Here is a 15,071-nt window from a genome sequence, read left to right as displayed (position 1 = left end):
GCCGTCAGCGCCGGAAGCATTGCGCGATCCGTGCGCCCGCGACGTCGAACAGGCGCCGGGCGCCGGGCGTCAGCCCGCACATGTGGATGCACGCGTGAAGCATGCCCGGCAGCCATTCCATCTGTACCGGCACGCCGGATTGCCGCAGTTTCTCCGCATAGGCTTCGGCCTCGTCGCGCAGCGGATCGTATTCGCAAACCAGCAGTGTCGCCGGCGGCAGGCCTGCGTGTGTCGCCGCGCGCAACGGCGACACGTAGGGCGAGCGGCCGTCGGCCGGATCGGCAAGGTACGTGTCGAAGCAATAGCGCATGACATCCGACGTGAGGTAATGGCCTTGCCCGTATGTCCGGTAGGACGCCGTGTCCATCGACGCATCCAGCGGTGGGTACAGCAGCAATTGATGCGCGATCGGCGGGCCGCCCTCGTCACGCGCGACCAGGCATGCCGCCGCCGCCAGATTGCCGCCGGCACTGTCGCCGCCGACGGCGATCCGCGCCGGGTCGATGCCGAGGCCGGCCGCATGCGCAAACACCCAGGCCAGCGCGTCGCAGACATCCTCCAGCGGCACGGGGAATGGATGTTCGGGCGCGAGCCGGTAGTCCACCGACAGCACGACGCATTGCGTCGCGTTCGCCAGCGCATGGCACGGGTTGTCGTAGAGCGCGAGCGTTCCCAGGCACCATCCGCCGCCATGGGCATACACGATCGCCGGAACCGGCAATGCGCTGTTGTCGATGGCCGCCGGCCAGTAGCCGCGCACGCGTATCGATTGCCCGTCGCGCACGGGCACTGCGTACGTTTCGGTGCGAGCCACGGTTTCCAGCGGGCCATGCAAGGCCCGTAACGACGCATCCGTTGCCGCGCGCAATTCGGCGAGCGACGCGGGCGAACCGGCGGCGGGCAATTGATCGAGCCATGCGGCAAGTCGCGGGTCGAGCGGCATGTTCAACGGCTCCGTTCGAGGAAGGGCAGCAGGTGGCCGATGAACGCATCGGCCGCTTCTTCCATGATGAAATGCCCGCAATCCGGCACGACGATACCCTGCAGGTCGACGGCGTGATCGCGCAACGTGATCAGCGGCGCATCGTGCGTCGCGTGCTCGGCGCCGATGGCGAGCACGGGCATGCCGAGCTTGCGCTCCGCGCGCGCGAGGTTCTGGCGGATCGTTTCGGGAATGGCCCGGTAATAGGCGAAGCCGCCGCGCAGGCCGCCGGGCGCCGCATACGCTTGCGCGTAAACATCGACGGCCACGCAGTCGCGCCGGAACGACCAGCGATCGAACATGAAATCGAGGTACGCGCGCTCGCGCCCGGCGATCAGCGTCTCGGGCAGGTCGGCGAGCTGATTGAACATGAAGTGCCAGAGGAAGATGTTGTCCTCCGGCGGCACGAAGATCGGCGGCGCGGGAGCCAGGCCCGGAATCACCGCCTCGGTGAGCGCCAGCGCGCGCACCGCGTCGGGCCGGTCGCTGGCCAGCGCATACGCGACCCACATGCCGACGTCGTGACCGGCCACCAGGTAGGTGTCGAAGCCGAGCTGCACCATCGTGCGATGCAGCGTGGCGGCGGTATGGCCCGTGTCGTAGCCGGCATCGGGGCGGTCGGAATAGCCCGTGCCGGGCAGGTCGACGGCGATCGCCATGAAGCCCTGTTCGGCCAGCGCATGCATCACGTGACGCCATGCATACCAGGTCTGCGGCCAGCCGGGAATCAGCAGCACCGGGGTGCCGCTGCCCGCGGTGACGCAATGGATGCGATGGCCGTCGATGCGTACGTATTGATGAGCGAAGGCGGCGGATTGCGATGAGTTCTGGTTCGACATGGATAGTTATCCGTATGAATGAGGTCTGTCAGGCGATGCCCAGCATCGCGTCGATCTGCTGGCGGTTCACCGACGCGCCGGCGAAGTCGTCGAAGATGCGCTCGGTCACGCGGATGATGTGGCGGTTGATGAATTCGACGCCTTCGCGCGCGCCGTCCTCCTGGTTCTTCAGGCAGCACTCCCACTCGAGCGTGGCCCAGCCCGCATAGTCGTATTGCGCAAGCTTCGAGAAGATCGCCTTGAAATCGACCTGGCCATCGCCGAGCGAGCGGAAGCGCCCGGCGCGCTCGACCCACGACGCATAGCCGCCGTAGATGCCCTGTCGGCCGCTCGGCACGAACTCGGCATCCTTGACGTGGAACATGCGGATGTGTTCGCGGTAGATGTCGATGTAGTCGAGGTAATCGAGCTGCTGCAGCACGAAGTGGCTCGGGTCGAACAGGATCTTGCAGCGCGCGTGCTGGCCGACGCGTGCATGGAAGCGCTCGAAAGACACGCCGTCGTGCAGGTCTTCGGCCGGATGGATTTCGTAGCAGAGGTTGACGCCGTTTTCGTCGCACGCATCCAGAATGGGCCGCCAGCGGCGGGCCAGTTCGTCGAAGGCGGCGTCGATCAGGCCTTCGGGCCGCTGCGGGAACGGGAACAGGTACGGCCAGGCGAACGAGCCCGAGAACGTGCCCATCTCCGTCAGCCCCAGCCGGCGCGACGCGCGCGCCGCGCGTTCGAGACGATCCAGCGCCCACGCCGTGCGCGCGGCCGGGTTGCCGCGCAGCGCCGCCGGCGCGAAGTTGTCGCACATCGCGTCGTATGCGGGATGCACCGCGACCAGCTGGCCGAAGATGTGCGTGGTCAGCTCGCTGATCACGAGGCCATGCTCGGCCAGCATGCCCGTCACGTCATCGCAATAGGCCTGGCTGTCCGCGGCGGTGGCCACGTCGAACAACCGCGTCTCCCACGCGGGAACCTGCAATGCCTTGAAACCTTTGTCCGCGGCCCATTGCGCCACGCCGGCCAGGCTGTCGAACGGCGCGACGTCGTCGGCGAACTGCGCGAGATGGAGACTCGGGCCCTTGATGGTACGCATGTTCAACTCCTATTATTTGTCGAGCGACAAAGAATAGGGCGAGTGAATATCGCGTGTCAACCGCGTCGCGCGATAAAATCCGGGCGAGTCGAAATCAGCGAACAGGAGAGGTGATGGCAGGACGGCCGAGAGAATTTGATCGCGATCTTGCGCTGAAACGGGCGATGATCGCGTTCTGGCGGCGCGGCTACGAAGGCACGTCGATGTCCGATCTGGTCGATGCGATGGGGATCGCATCGGCGCGCATCTACGCGGCCTTCGGCAGCAAGGAAGCGCTGTTCCACGAGGCGGTGGCGCTCTATGAGAAAGGCGACGGAGGTTTCGCCGATCGTGCGCTCGCCGAGGAGGCCGGCATTCGCGCCGCGATCGAACGGATGCTGCGCGATGCCGTTGCCGCCTATACGAAGCGCGGCCAGCCGCATGGCTGCATGGTGGTGTCAGCCGCCACCAACTGCACGGCCGAGAACGACGGCGTGATGGAGTGGCTCGCGGCGCTTCGACGCGCCCGCACGCAATCGATCGTCGCGCGCCTGCAACAGGCGATGGAGCAGGGGCAGCTCAAGCCCGCGACCGACGTGAAGGCGCTGGCCGACTTCTATGCGACGCAGTTGCACGGCATCTCCGTGCAGTCCCGCGACGGGGTGTCGAAGGATCGTCTGCTGGCGTCGATCGGCCCGGCGATGATGCCGCTGGAGATGGCCGTGCGCGAGAAGGCCTGAGTCGCATCGAACGCCCCGGCCCGATGTGATCGGCCAGGGCGCATTCCGGTTGAAGGGGGGCGATTCGTTCAGGCATGGGTCATGCGCGCATACGACACGATCATCGTCGCCAGTTCCTGCGCAACCGGCGTCAGCGGGACGCTGGCGCGTTGCAGGACGCTGACGCTGGATTCCGCCGCCCGCTCGGCGATTGCAATCGACTCGAGTTCTCCCCCGAACAACCGATATCGTGTGACGATTGACGGCTCCAGCGACAGCCAGTCCGTTTCGCTCACGAGATGCAGCGTATCGAATAGCGCCTCGGTCGTTACGACGATATTGGGCGGTGCAAGTCCGTGTTCGGCAAACAACGTTGTCAGCCGGTTCACGGGTGGCGCTGTCGACGAGCCCGGCTGGCGGGTGGCGATCCACTTGCAGTCGGCGAGCTCGGCGAGCGTTGTCGCATGCTGAAGCGGATGCCCGCGTCGGCATACGACGACAGGATCGGATCGGTACAGTGGCGTCACCGCCAAGTCATGCGTATCGGTTGCGGGGCCGACCAGTGCGACCGCAAAGTCCAGTGCCCCATCGCGCAGCCACGAGATCATTTTGCGCGACGTCCCGTTGAGCAGGTGCACCGACACCTGCGGAAAGCGCGTGCAATACTGTTCGAGCACGGGGGCGAGTGTCTGGATCATCGGTTCGGTGGTCATGCCCAGGACCACGCTTCCGCCAAAGTCGCCTCGCAGCTGCCGCATTTCGCTATCGGCGCGATCGCACTCGCCGAGAATCGCGCTGGCGCGCGCCAGAAGCCGCTCCCCATACTTGGTCAACACGATGCCACGATTCGTGCGCTCGACAAGCGGTACCCCCAGTGCAAGTTCGAGATTCTGCAGCTGCTGCGTGACGTTGCTTTGAGTCACTTTGAGTGCGCGCGCCGCGCCACGCAGGCTGCCATGCTCGATGATCGCGGCGAACACGCGCAACTGAGTGAGGGTCATGATCGTGTGGCCCGATCAGTAAAAGCGATCATGATAATCGAAATGATGCTTCGCAGTGCTTCTCTTGCACACTAGGATAGCGAGGAATTTTTCAAGAGAAACGCGATCGTGAAGAAATTCCTGCATGTCATGATGATCGGAATGACGGTCATGAGCCTGCTCTGCACCGCGCCCGGCGCGCGTGCGAACGATAAGGGCATGGTCCGGTTCGGCATCGATCCCAACTACCCGCCGATGGAGGCGAAAGCCCCTGACGGCAGCATCCGGGGCTTCGACGTCGATCTCGGCGACGAAATCTGCAGGCGCATCCGCGCCCATTGCAAATGGGTGGAGCTGGAGTTTTCCGGGATGATCCCGGCGCTTCAGGCGCGGAAGATCGACGCGATCCTCTCTTCAATGGCGATCACCGAGAAACGCGCCCAACAGATTGCGTTCTCGTCGAAGCTCTATCAATTCAGGTCGCGCATCGTCGCGCGCAATGGGGCGGGGCTTGGCAGCGACACGAGGTCGCTCTCCGGCAAACGTATCGGGGTGCAATCCGGAACGCAGTTCGAGAGTTATGCGCTGGCACAATGGGTTCCGCACGGCGTGATCGTCGTGGCATATAAAGGCCAGGACGAAGTGTTCGCGGATCTCGTCAACGGCCGTATCGACGGCGCATTGCTCGGCACGGTCGAAGCCGATCAGGGATTCCTGAGCACGCCGAGAGGAAAGGGCTTCGGGTTTGCCGGCCCGGCACTGTCGATGGGCGACAAGGGCGTCGGGATCGGCATGCGCAAGAGTGATCTCGCGCTCAGGGAATCGATCGATGCCGCGATCGCGTCGATGCTCGCGGATGGAACATATACGCGCATCGCTCGTCGCTATTTCTCGTTCGATACCTACGGCGACTGACCTGGCACGATGATTCGACAGCGTCCCCCTTACCGTCTTTCTCCCCATGCATGCGCAATCGACTTTTCTGATCTCACCCGCGATCGGCACGCGCCGTGAACTCGTCAGCTTTCATTTCGGCCCCCGAGAGGCGGAGGGTACGCGACAAAAGATCTATATCCAGGCGGCCCTGCACGCCGATGAAACGCCTGCAATGCTGGTTGGCGTGATGCTCAGGCGTCGTCTCGAGGAGATGGAGGCTGCCGGCGAGCTCGACGCGCAGATAGTCGTCGTGCCGGTGGCGAACCCGGTGGGACTGAACCAGCACGTGCTCGGCCAGTTCATCGGTCGATACGATCTCGCCAGCGGTCGGAATTTCAACCGCAACTTCCCGGCATTCGACAAGCTGGCAGACCAACTTGACGGCAGACTCGGTGCGGATGCGAAGCAAAACGTCGCCATCGTGCGAACCTGGATGCGCGAAGCGCTCGCGCGACACGATCCACGTACCGAGTTTGAATCGCTGCAGCATGTGCTGCTGTCGTTGTCATTGGACGCCGACGTCGTGATCGATCTGCACTGTTCGCTCGAAGCGACGCTGCATCTGTATACAAGCGATGCGGCATGGCCGCAGTTCGAGCCGCTCGCCCGCTACCTGGGGGCGCGGGCTTCGTTGATCGCGACGGAGTCGGGCGGCCAGTCCTTTGACGAGGCGCACAGCCTCCCCTGGTGGAGGCTGCAAAAGCGGGCTGGATGCGCGGCCTCGCTACTGCCGGGAACGATCGCCGCAACGATCGAATGCCGCGGGCAGCGTGACGTGACCTACGAAACCGCCGCGCGTGACGCGGAAGCGATCATCGAATTCTTGCGGTCGCGGGGGGCATTGAGAGGCAACGCAAGGCCGCTTCCTCCGCTCGTGCACGAACCCACCCCGCTGGCCGGCAGCGAAGAATTCCATGCACCCGCGAGCGGCATTCTGATCCACCACGCGGCACCGGGCGACCACATTCGCGCCGGCGCGCCGCTCTTCGACATTGTCGATCCGCTGACGAACAAGACGATTACGGTGCGCAGCAATACTTCCGGAATCTTCTACATGCGCCGCGGGATTCGATTCGTAACGGCGGGCGCGCCACTCGGGCGCGTGACCGGCACGCGCGCTTTCCGCACCGGCATGCTGCTCAATGCCTGACCCAGTGCGTCGTTCCATACTGCGGTTGCTCAAGCATTCCGACTCCCGCCCGGCCAAGCGCGGGCGGTGTCGATTGCCCTGGCGGCGGGCGTCGATTGTCTGAGGATATCGCCCGATAGGCAACAATGAAACCGCTTCCGCAGTTCGTCGGAATGGGCGAACACCGTCGAAGCGCACAAGCGTGCATGCGCGATCAGGATGGTCAGAAGCACCGGCGGTTCGACCGCAAGCCGGCTCGGCACGACCGTGCGCGCGCCCGATGCGAATCAGGTGAGGGCGCGCGTCGGCGTCATGCTCCGGTTCCGACATGCCAAGCTATTCGTCAAGCAATCCTGATCTGAATTCGCGCACGACAAGGCACGCGGGAGCCGAGGGGGCCGGATGCCATGGCTCATGGGCCAAGCGAGCAGACCTGTTTCGGACGACACGGCGCGGTCCCGCCACCTGATCATGGTTTTCTAGGATTGCGTCTTTCGCCCATCTAGTTAATATATTAATTATTAGATGGACGAACCGGCCCGGAGACTGGCTGGCCACATTATTCGTAAGAATCACAGGAGGTTGTTGCACAATGCGAACCCCGTCGACGCTCGAGCCCGTCAAACCCGCCGTCGGAGCGATCCACGCCGAGAACGACCAGTCCCTGGAGGTATTCGAACAGCACGTCGTCAGAAAGGTGTCGAGGCGACTGATCGGCTTCCTGTTCATTCTGTTCGCGTTCTCCTTCCTTGATCGAATCAACATCGGCTTCGCCGGCTTGACGATGGCAGCGGACCTCAAGCTGACGGGCACCATGTTCGGGATGGCGGGGGCCGTGTTTTATGTGACATACGTGATGTTCGGCATACCGAGCAATCTGGCGCTCGGCAAGATCGGAGCACGGCGCTGGATTGCCACGATCATGGTTGCGTGGGGACTCGCGTCCGCCTGCACTGCGTTCGCGCACGACGCGTCAAGCCTGTATCTGCTGCGCGCGCTGGTCGGGATGTGTGAAGCCGGCTTTCTCCCCGGGATGCTGGTCTACCTGACGTATTGGTTTCCGCGCGCCTACCGAGCCCGAGCGAACGCATTGTTCATGATCGCGATGCCGGTGACGACCGCCCTTGGCGCCGCGGCCTCCGGCTATCTGTTGCGTCTGGACGGTGTACTGGGCCTGGCCGGCTGGCATTGGCTGTTCGTCGTCGAAGGATTGCCGGCCTCGCTGCTCGGCGTCGCCGTCTGGTTCTATCTGGACGACAAACCGGCAGATGCGCGCTGGTTGACGGAAAAGGAAAAGCGCACGCTGCAGGCTCTCTTGAGCGCGGAAGCGTCGCCTGTTGCGGCGGACGGCGGCGCTGCGCAATCGCGGGAATCAGGCGGGGTGATGCAACTCGCGACGCTCAAATTCGCCGTCGCCTACTTCTGCCTGGTCAATTCTCTGAGCCTCGTTTCGATGTGGGTGCCTCAGATCGTCAAGAGCTTCGATGTCTCGAACAGTAACCTCAAGGTCGGGCTGCTGAGCGCGCTCCCGCAAATCTGTACGATTGTCGGCATGTTGGCTTGGGGCGCACACTCGGATCGTCGCCAGGAACGACGATGGCATCTTGTGTTGCCCATGCTTTTCGCCGCTGCAGGCTGGACGCTCGCAGTTGTCGGTGAAGTCCCCCAGATGAGGTTGACCGGCATCGCGATGGCTTCCACGGGGGCCTATACGGCAATGGCCATTTTCTGGACCATGCCCGACACCGTGCTCTCGCAACATGCCAAGGCGATCGGCATCGCGGTGATCAACGCAACCGGCAACATCGGTTCGGCGTTGAGTCCGCTGATCGTCGGAATGTTGAAGGACGTCACGCATAGCTTCGCGGCCGGGCTGCTTTATGCGGTGGCCACGCTTCTGATTGGAAGCGTGATCGCATTGTCGTTGCCAGTCATCAAACTCGCCAAGGGGGGCACTTGAGATTTGTGTCGGCGTGCGGCTAACGGGAACAACCGATTTCCGATTCGCACGACACGGTTCAAGGCAACGACGAGGCAATGGATATTGGTTACGCTCGAGTATCAACGGATGAGCAGCATCTGGATTTGCAACTGGCCGCGCTGGAAGGTTACCGATGCGACGCGATCTATTCCGACCAAGGCGTGTCGGGCGCGAGCATCGACCGCCCCGGGTTATCGTCCGCCATGACGGCGCTCACGCGCGGCGGTACATTGGTCGTATGGCGGCTGGACCGGCTCAGTCGGTCGATTCGCCATCTCATCGACGTCATTGCATGGCTCAATGACAACGGCGTCCGGCTCGTTTCGCTCACGGAATGCATCGATACGCAATCGCCGACCGGGCGCTTCACGTTTCATATGATCGCGGCCCTCGCGGAGTTCGAGCGCTCGCTGATCAGTGAGCGAACCCGTGCGGGTCTGCAAGGCGCCCGTCTGCGCGGCAGCAGGCTGGGACGGCCCCCGGCGCTGGATGCGACGCAATGCGCTCGCGCACAGGAGTTGTTGCGGACACAATCCGAAGCGGAGGTCGCCAAAATGTTCGACATTCATATTCGGACGCTGAGGCGTCATTTGACCCGACACGCGCAGCGGCACCAATAACGAGAAGTCGCCTCGGCCCGCGATACAGCCGGGATTGACAGGGCTGCGCGATGTGACTTCGTGATCGCAATGAGATCACTCCAATGGAGTTTCGCGCGCTTGCTCCACCATCAGCAACCGCTTCAGGGTGCGCGGGTGCACCTTGAAATACCGCGCGACCTCGGCGACCGGTTGACGTTTCACCATATCCAGCGCCTGCTTTCTCTGCGTTTCGTCGAGCGCCGGCTTGCGTCCGAGCGGGCGGCCTCGCGCGCGCGCGGCGGCCAGGCCGGCGCGCGTGCGCTCGCTGATCAAGCTTCGTTCGAACTGGGCCAGCGCGGCCATCATATGAAAAATCAATACGCCGCCTGACGAGTTGGTGTTGATGGACTCCATGACAGAAACAAATTGAATGCCGCGTTTCTCGAGATGCGTCACCAGGTCAATCAACTTGCTCAACGAGCGGCCTAATCGGTCGAGACGCCACACGATCAACGTGTCACCCGTTTTCGCCTGCTTCAACGCGGCATCCAGCCCCGGGCGCGAAAATTCGCTTCCGGAAATACCGTGGTCCGTAAATATTCGATCGCAACCGGTTCGTTTGAGTGCGTCCAGTTGCAACTCGAGACTCTGCTCGTCCGTGGAAACGCGCGCATATCCGATGTTCACGATCGCCTCCGCGTCTCGCACGGGAAGTGGGACGGATATCGATAAAACTCGGTTATGTCTTCAAGAAGCGGAGAGGCGGGATCCCTTTTTTGCGGGTCATCACCGTGTCGCTGGTTAAGCGTGATCATATTTTGCCTCGACTAAATGTCTGAATCGTCAATCTGTGGCGTGACGATGCGCAGTTATCGGGAATCTCCTTTTGAGTGATTCCGTCGTGTGAATCAAATTTCCCGTGCCGCGAATCCTTTGTATTTCCAAATCATGCGAAACATCTATTTCCGGATGTTTTGATTGGCGAAGATCGGAAATTCCAGTTGATCGCCCTCGAGCAGCCGGGAAGCTGTCAAGCCAGCGATTGGAAATCGCTTTCGTCCTACAAAATGGATGCGTGCTGCGCGTTGGGTAGACGCTCGTTGCGCTGTTGTTACATTGTAAAGAATGGTCAAAAGTGGAAAATGCGGCTCGATTGTACTGGACAAAAACGTTCGTTTTTGTCGGGTAAATCTGCACTCCACTAAGCCCTTGTCGCAAAAGGAAATGTCGCTCAAGAGCCCGCTTGAGATCGAATTTTATAGAAATGAACGTTTTTGTTCAGGCCCTTAATGCGCGGGGCGACTAGTGGCGAGAAGGGAGGTTTCCGTGTCAACGGGATAGCCGGCGTAGACCGATCATTGCAGGCCACATTGTCCTGGCGGTGCGATGAAGGGAAAAGGGATCTTGTGGGAGTCATATGTGGTGACACCGCGGCTCACCTGCAACAAACGGACATGACGAGCTTCGCTTGCCGACGGGTGTCGTCAGATTGAATTGAGTGATGACGATAACTGAACGCGATGTGATAGCGATGGCAATGAATCCGAGAGCTGAAATTCGATGGATCCGAGAGGATTTTATTGGGGCGAGTATGTTGAAATTGATGCATGCAGAGTGAGGCGAAATGAGGAGCTCGATGAAGTGCCTCTCGATCCAGGATTATGAGTCTGATACCGATGATTCGTCCGATCGATTGGTGGCCTTGTTTCCCGAGATAACCAATTCCACGCGTGTGAATGATGTCGATATCGACGCTAGAGCCATCGAATCAATTGCTTGTCAATTGATCGATCCGAATATTGGTAAGAGCTTGAAGGATGCTGCGCGGCTTGCTTATCGAATCGGCATGACGTCCGGCATCCGAGGAGAGACCCAATTCGCCGTGAGCTTTGACGATTAGGTTTGTGCCCGCGATGTGCTTCCGATTATCGAGAGGATTCGGCTGGCCGGATTCAGTCACGGGAGATTCATCTGGCAGTGTGCCAGCGACAATCCTGTATTGAGGCGTGAATTGGATGAACGATCGGCGATCAAGAATAAAAATAGTCCGTCGCGGGCGTGGAAGTCGCCGGAAAAATACGCTTAAAGATAACCGTCGTGGCAGCTGTAATTCGCACTGCCACAAAATAAGGCCGATACGAGCAGCGCAGTAATACGCGTGAGACGTGACGCGCGCCGATGAGGTAGATCAGATGAACAAGTCATACCGAACCATTTGGAATGAGGCGCTTGGCGCGTGGGTTGCGGCTTCGGAACTGGATTCGGCGCGGGGCAAGCCGAACAAGTCGGCGGTTGCTGCGGTTGCTGCGGTTGCTGCGGCGATGCTTGTGGTTTCGCCTTATGTGTCGGCGCAGTATTCGGCGGGTGCGGGGACTACGCCCGGGAACCAGGCTGGTTCGATATCAATCGGTGGCAATGGATCGAGTCCACCGGTTGCAAGTACGCAATTGAGCATCGCGATCGGCAATGCTGCAGTCGCTAATGGTGGAAATGCGGCGACTGCAATCGGGAATCAGGCTACAGCCACCGGGGGGAACGCGACTGCCATTGGCGGTGGGGCGCAAGCGTTGAATCTCCAAGCAACTGCGTTGGGGGCGCAGTCAATAGCAAGTGGTGTTGCAGCAATAGCAGTTGGCAACCAGACGACAGCATCTGGGGTCCACGCAATGGCATTGGGATACGTGACGACTGCATCGGGCCAAAGCAGTGTTGCCCTCGGTGATACGGCTTCCGCGATTGCAACGAACGGCGTCGCGTTGGGCGCGAGTGCGAAAGCGAACAACGCGAACGATGTCGCACTGGGTTCCGGCGCGGTGACGGCTGCCGCCAATCCGACAGCGACGGGTACTGTCGGCGGCGTGACGTACAGCTTTGCGGGGACAACACCGTCGAGCGTGGTGAGTGTTGGTGCGGCAGGTGCGGAGCGCCAGATTACGAATGTCGCTGCCGGCCGTGTAACAGCAGCTAGCACGGATGCGATCAACGGCTCGCAGTTGTTCGCGACGAACACCGCGATCAACAGCCTGTCGACTTCCACGTCCACTGGCATCAGCACGGCGCAAAGCGGCGTGAACTCGCTGTCGACCGGGCTTTCGACGACCAACAGCACCGTCACGTCGCTGTCGACGTCCGCGTCGACCGGCATCAGCACGGCGCAAAGCGGCGTGAACTCGCTGTCGACCGGGCTTTCGACGACCAACAGCACCGTCACGTCGCTGTCGACGTCCGCGTCGACCGGCATCAGCACGGCGCAAAGCGGCGTGAACTCGCTGTCGACCGGGCTTTCGACGACCAACAGCACCGTCACGTCGCTGTCGACGTCCGCGTCGACCGGCATCAGCACGGCGCAAAGCGGCGTGAACTCGCTGTCGACCGGGCTTTCGACGACCAACAGCACCGTCACGTCGCTGTCGACGTCCGCGTCGACCGGCATCAGCACGGCGCAAAGCGGCGTGAACTCGCTGTCGACCGGGCTTTCGACGACCAACAGCACCGTCACGTCGCTGTCGACGTCCGCGTCGACCGGCATCAGCACGGCGCAAAGCGGCGTGAACTCGCTGTCGACCGGGCTTTCGACGACGAACAGCACCGTCACGTCGCTGTCGACATCCACGTCCACTGGCATCAGCACGGCACAAAGCGGCGTGAACTCGCTGTCGACCGGGCTTTCGACGACCAACAGCACCGTCACGTCGCTGTCGACGTCCGCGTCGACCGGCATCAGCACGGCGCAAAGCGGTGTCATTTCGTTGTCGACGGGGCTGTCGAGCACCAACAGCACGGTGGCGTCGCTGTCCACGTCGGCCTCGACCGGCATCGGCTCGTTGTCAACCGGCCTTAGCACAACCAACAGCAGCGTCGCTTCTCTGTCGACCTCCACGTCGACGGGCTTGTCGTCGGCGAACAGCTCGATCGCATCGTTGTCGACGTCCGCTTCGACGGGCATCAGCACGGCGCAGAGTGGAGTCAATTCGTTGTCCACGGGGCTGAGCACGACGAATAGCACGGTGGCGTCGTTGTCGACGTCTACGTCGACCGGCATCAGCACGGCGCAGAGTGGAGTCAATTCGTTGTCCACGGGGTTGAGCACGACGAATAGCACGGTCGCCTCGCTGTCCACGTCGACGTCGACCGGTATCAGCTCGCTGTCGACCGGCTTGAGCACGGTTGTCTCCACCACCAACAACCTCGGCAACAGCACCGCTGCTGCACTTGGTGGCGGCGCGACCTACAATTCGGCCACCGGCTCCGTCTCCGCGCCGTCGTACACGATGTACAACGCGAACGGTACGACGAGCACCGTCAACAACGTCGGTGCCGCGATCGACAGCATCAACAGCCAGGGCATCAAGTACTTCCATGCGAACTCGACTGCACCGGACAGCCAGGCGCTCGGCGCCAACTCGGTCGCGATCGGTCCGAATGCCGTTGCGAACAACGCCGGCGATGTCGCCCTCGGCTCCGGTTCAGTCACCGCTGCAGCCAACCCGACTTCAAGTGCGACCATTGGCGGCGCGACTTATTCGTTCGCCGGCACGCTGCCGGGCAGCGTCGTCAGCATAGGCGCACCGGGCGCCGAGCGGCAGATCACCAATGTGGCAGCAGGTCGTGTAACGGCAAGCAGCACGGATGCGATCAACGGCTCGCAGCTCTATGCGGCCAACACGGCGATCAATACGTTGTCGACGTCGGCCTCGACGGGCTTGTCGTCGGCGAACAGTTCGATTGCGTCGCTGTCGACGTCCGCTTCGACGGGTATCAGCACGGCCACCAGCTCGATCGTTTCGCTGTCCACGTCGACCTCGACCGGCATCAGCTCGCTGTCGACGGGCCTGAGCACGACCAACAGCACGGTGACGTCGTTGTCGACCTCGGCTTCGACCGGCATCAGCACGGCGCAAAGTGGCGTCAATTCGCTGTCCACCGGGCTGTCGACCACCAGCAGCACGGTTACTTCGCTGTCGACCTCGGCTTCGACCGGTATTTCCTCGGCCAATAGCGCGATCGCATCCTTGTCCACGTCGACCTCGACCGGTATCGGCTCGCTTTCGACCGCGCTGAACGCATCGAAAACACACTACTACAGCGTGAACGACAACGGCACGCAGCAGGGCAACTACAACAACGACGGCGCGACCGGCATCAACGCACTGGCCGCAGGCACGAACGCAACGGCGGCAGGCGCGAGCAGCGTGGCGGTCGGCGACGGCGCGAATGCGAACTCGGGCGGCGCGGTCGCGATCGGCCAGAGCGCGATGGCGACGGGCGGCAAGGCGGTATCGATCGGGGTCGGCAACACGGCGTCGGGCGACGGCGCGGTCGCGATCGGCGATCCGAACGTGGCATCCGGCACGGGCGCAGTGGCGATGGGGGCGAACAACACGTCGAACGGCCAGGGCGCGGTCGCGCTGGGCAACGCCAACGTCGCGACGGGGACGGGCTCGGTCGCGCTCGGCAATACGTCGACGGCAGCGGGCGCGGGTTCGATCGCACTGGGCTCGAGCGCCGTGGCCAACAACGCGAACGACGTGGCGCTGGGCTCGGGCTCGGTGACGGCGGCGGCGAACCCGATGGCGTCGGGCACGGTCGGTGGCGTGACGTACAACTACGCGGGCACCAACCCGACGAGCGTCGTGAGTGTGGGCGCGCCCGGTGCCGAACGCCAGATCGCGAACGTTGCAGCGGGCCAGGTGACGGCGACGAGCACCGACGCGATCAACGGCTCGCAACTGTTCGCGACGAACACGGCAATCAACAGCCTGTCGACGTCCACGTCGACGGGGTTGAGCACAGCCAACAGCACGGTGACGTCGTTGTCGACGTCCGCTTCGACAGGAATTTCGTCGGCCAACAGTTCGATC

The 15,071-nt window shown here is 62.4% G+C and carries 12 protein-coding genes; 7 read left to right on the top strand and 5 right to left on the bottom strand.

Translation table 11 applies throughout. From position 1 onward, the window contains the following. Window positions 1–4 precede the first annotated feature (4 nt). From HWY45_RS26415 to HWY45_RS26405, 3 genes are read right to left on the bottom strand one after another with little or no spacing between them, the layout of a single operon-like run. Window positions 5–943 (bottom strand): alpha/beta hydrolase, encoded by a 939-nt coding sequence (locus HWY45_RS26415; protein ID WP_059883282.1) that lies wholly within the window; start codon window positions 941–943, stop codon window positions 5–7. A 2-nt stretch (window positions 944–945) separates the two neighbouring features. After that, entirely contained in the window at window positions 946–1,821 is an 876-nt protein-coding gene (locus tag HWY45_RS26410; protein ID WP_059883279.1) for an alpha/beta fold hydrolase, read from the bottom strand. 28 nt (window positions 1,822–1,849) lie between these two features. Continuing rightward, window positions 1,850–2,905: a sugar phosphate isomerase/epimerase family protein gene (locus tag HWY45_RS26405; RefSeq protein ID WP_059883408.1), complete on the bottom strand. Its 1,056-nt coding sequence runs from the start codon at window positions 2,903–2,905 to the stop codon at window positions 1,850–1,852. Window positions 2,906–3,018: 113 nt separating this feature from the next. Here HWY45_RS26405 and HWY45_RS26400 point away from each other — a divergent pair, with 113 nt between their 5' ends. Then, window positions 3,019–3,624 carry a TetR/AcrR family transcriptional regulator gene (locus HWY45_RS26400; protein ID WP_059564865.1) on the top strand — a complete coding sequence of 202 codons (606 nt, stop codon included), beginning with the start codon at window positions 3,019–3,021 and terminating at the stop codon, window positions 3,622–3,624. Between the two features lie 68 nt (window positions 3,625–3,692). On the opposite strand, the gene HWY45_RS26395 is transcribed toward HWY45_RS26400, so the two are convergent. Next, complete coding sequence (locus HWY45_RS26395; protein WP_059883277.1) at window positions 3,693–4,604, bottom strand: LysR substrate-binding domain-containing protein; 912 nt, start codon at window positions 4,602–4,604, stop codon at window positions 3,693–3,695. 129 nt (window positions 4,605–4,733) lie between these two features. Here HWY45_RS26395 and HWY45_RS26390 point away from each other — a divergent pair, with 129 nt between their 5' ends. The 4 genes from HWY45_RS26390 to HWY45_RS26375 all read left to right on the top strand — a co-directional run bounded on the left by HWY45_RS26390 (window position 4,734) and on the right by HWY45_RS26375 (window position 9,249). Beyond that, the gene (locus tag HWY45_RS26390; protein WP_059883406.1) at window positions 4,734–5,498 is read left to right on the top strand and encodes a transporter substrate-binding domain-containing protein; all 765 of its coding nucleotides are present in this window, start codon (window positions 4,734–4,736) and stop codon (window positions 5,496–5,498) included. Between the two features lie 46 nt (window positions 5,499–5,544). Further along, window positions 5,545–6,669 carry a succinylglutamate desuccinylase/aspartoacylase family protein gene (locus tag HWY45_RS26385; protein WP_059883275.1) on the top strand — a complete coding sequence of 375 codons (1,125 nt, stop codon included), beginning with the start codon at window positions 5,545–5,547 and terminating at the stop codon, window positions 6,667–6,669. A 571-nt stretch (window positions 6,670–7,240) separates the two neighbouring features. Then, entirely contained in the window at window positions 7,241–8,608 is a 1,368-nt protein-coding gene (locus HWY45_RS26380) for an MFS transporter (RefSeq protein ID WP_059564862.1), read from the top strand. Between the two features lie 77 nt (window positions 8,609–8,685). Continuing rightward, window positions 8,686–9,249, top strand: a complete 564-nt coding sequence (locus HWY45_RS26375) for a recombinase family protein (RefSeq protein ID WP_059883272.1) — start codon at window positions 8,686–8,688, stop codon at window positions 9,247–9,249. Window positions 9,250–9,324: 75 nt separating this feature from the next. Here HWY45_RS26375 and HWY45_RS26370 read toward each other — a convergent pair whose 3' ends face one another. After that, on the bottom strand, window positions 9,325–9,897 hold the full coding sequence (locus tag HWY45_RS26370) for a recombinase family protein (RefSeq protein WP_059564965.1): 573 nt from the start codon (window positions 9,895–9,897) through the stop codon (window positions 9,325–9,327). A 949-nt stretch (window positions 9,898–10,846) separates the two neighbouring features. On the opposite strand from HWY45_RS26370, the gene HWY45_RS26365 reads away from it, so the two are divergent. After that, a complete protein-coding gene (locus HWY45_RS26365) occupies window positions 10,847–11,110 on the top strand; it encodes a hypothetical protein (RefSeq protein WP_150998622.1) in 264 nt (87 codons plus the stop codon). Between the two features lie 292 nt (window positions 11,111–11,402). Next, window positions 11,403–15,071 (top strand): ESPR-type extended signal peptide-containing protein (locus HWY45_RS37470; RefSeq protein ID WP_425129126.1); only part of this gene is annotated, 3,669 nt, incomplete at its 3' end.

It is taken from the genome of Burkholderia stagnalis, from assembly GCF_902830275.1.
In the GTDB taxonomy this organism is placed as follows: Bacteria; Pseudomonadota; Gammaproteobacteria; order Burkholderiales; family Burkholderiaceae; genus Burkholderia; species Burkholderia stagnalis.
This window is presented reverse-complemented; position numbering and strand designations above follow the sequence as displayed.

Bases quoted from the DNA above. Each gene is read 5' to 3' on its own strand.
- HWY45_RS26415 (WP_059883282.1), bottom strand. From the start codon at position 943: ATGCCGCTCGACCCGCGACTTGCCGCATGGCTCGATCAATTGCCCGCC.
- HWY45_RS26410 (WP_059883279.1), bottom strand. From the start codon at position 1,821: ATGTCGAACCAGAACTCATCGCAATCCGCCGCCTTCGCTCATCAATAC.
- HWY45_RS26405 (WP_059883408.1), bottom strand. From the start codon at position 2,905: ATGCGTACCATCAAGGGCCCGAGTCTCCATCTCGCGCAGTTCGCCGAC.
- HWY45_RS26400 (WP_059564865.1), top strand. From the start codon at position 3,019: ATGGCAGGACGGCCGAGAGAATTTGATCGCGATCTTGCGCTGAAACGG.
- HWY45_RS26395 (WP_059883277.1), bottom strand. From the start codon at position 4,604: ATGACCCTCACTCAGTTGCGCGTGTTCGCCGCGATCATCGAGCATGGC.
- HWY45_RS26390 (WP_059883406.1), top strand. From the start codon at position 4,734: ATGATGATCGGAATGACGGTCATGAGCCTGCTCTGCACCGCGCCCGGC.
- HWY45_RS26385 (WP_059883275.1), top strand. From the start codon at position 5,545: ATGCATGCGCAATCGACTTTTCTGATCTCACCCGCGATCGGCACGCGC.
- HWY45_RS26380 (WP_059564862.1), top strand. From the start codon at position 7,241: ATGCGAACCCCGTCGACGCTCGAGCCCGTCAAACCCGCCGTCGGAGCG.
- HWY45_RS26375 (WP_059883272.1), top strand. From the start codon at position 8,686: ATGGATATTGGTTACGCTCGAGTATCAACGGATGAGCAGCATCTGGAT.
- HWY45_RS26365 (WP_150998622.1), top strand. From the start codon at position 10,847: ATGAAGTGCCTCTCGATCCAGGATTATGAGTCTGATACCGATGATTCG.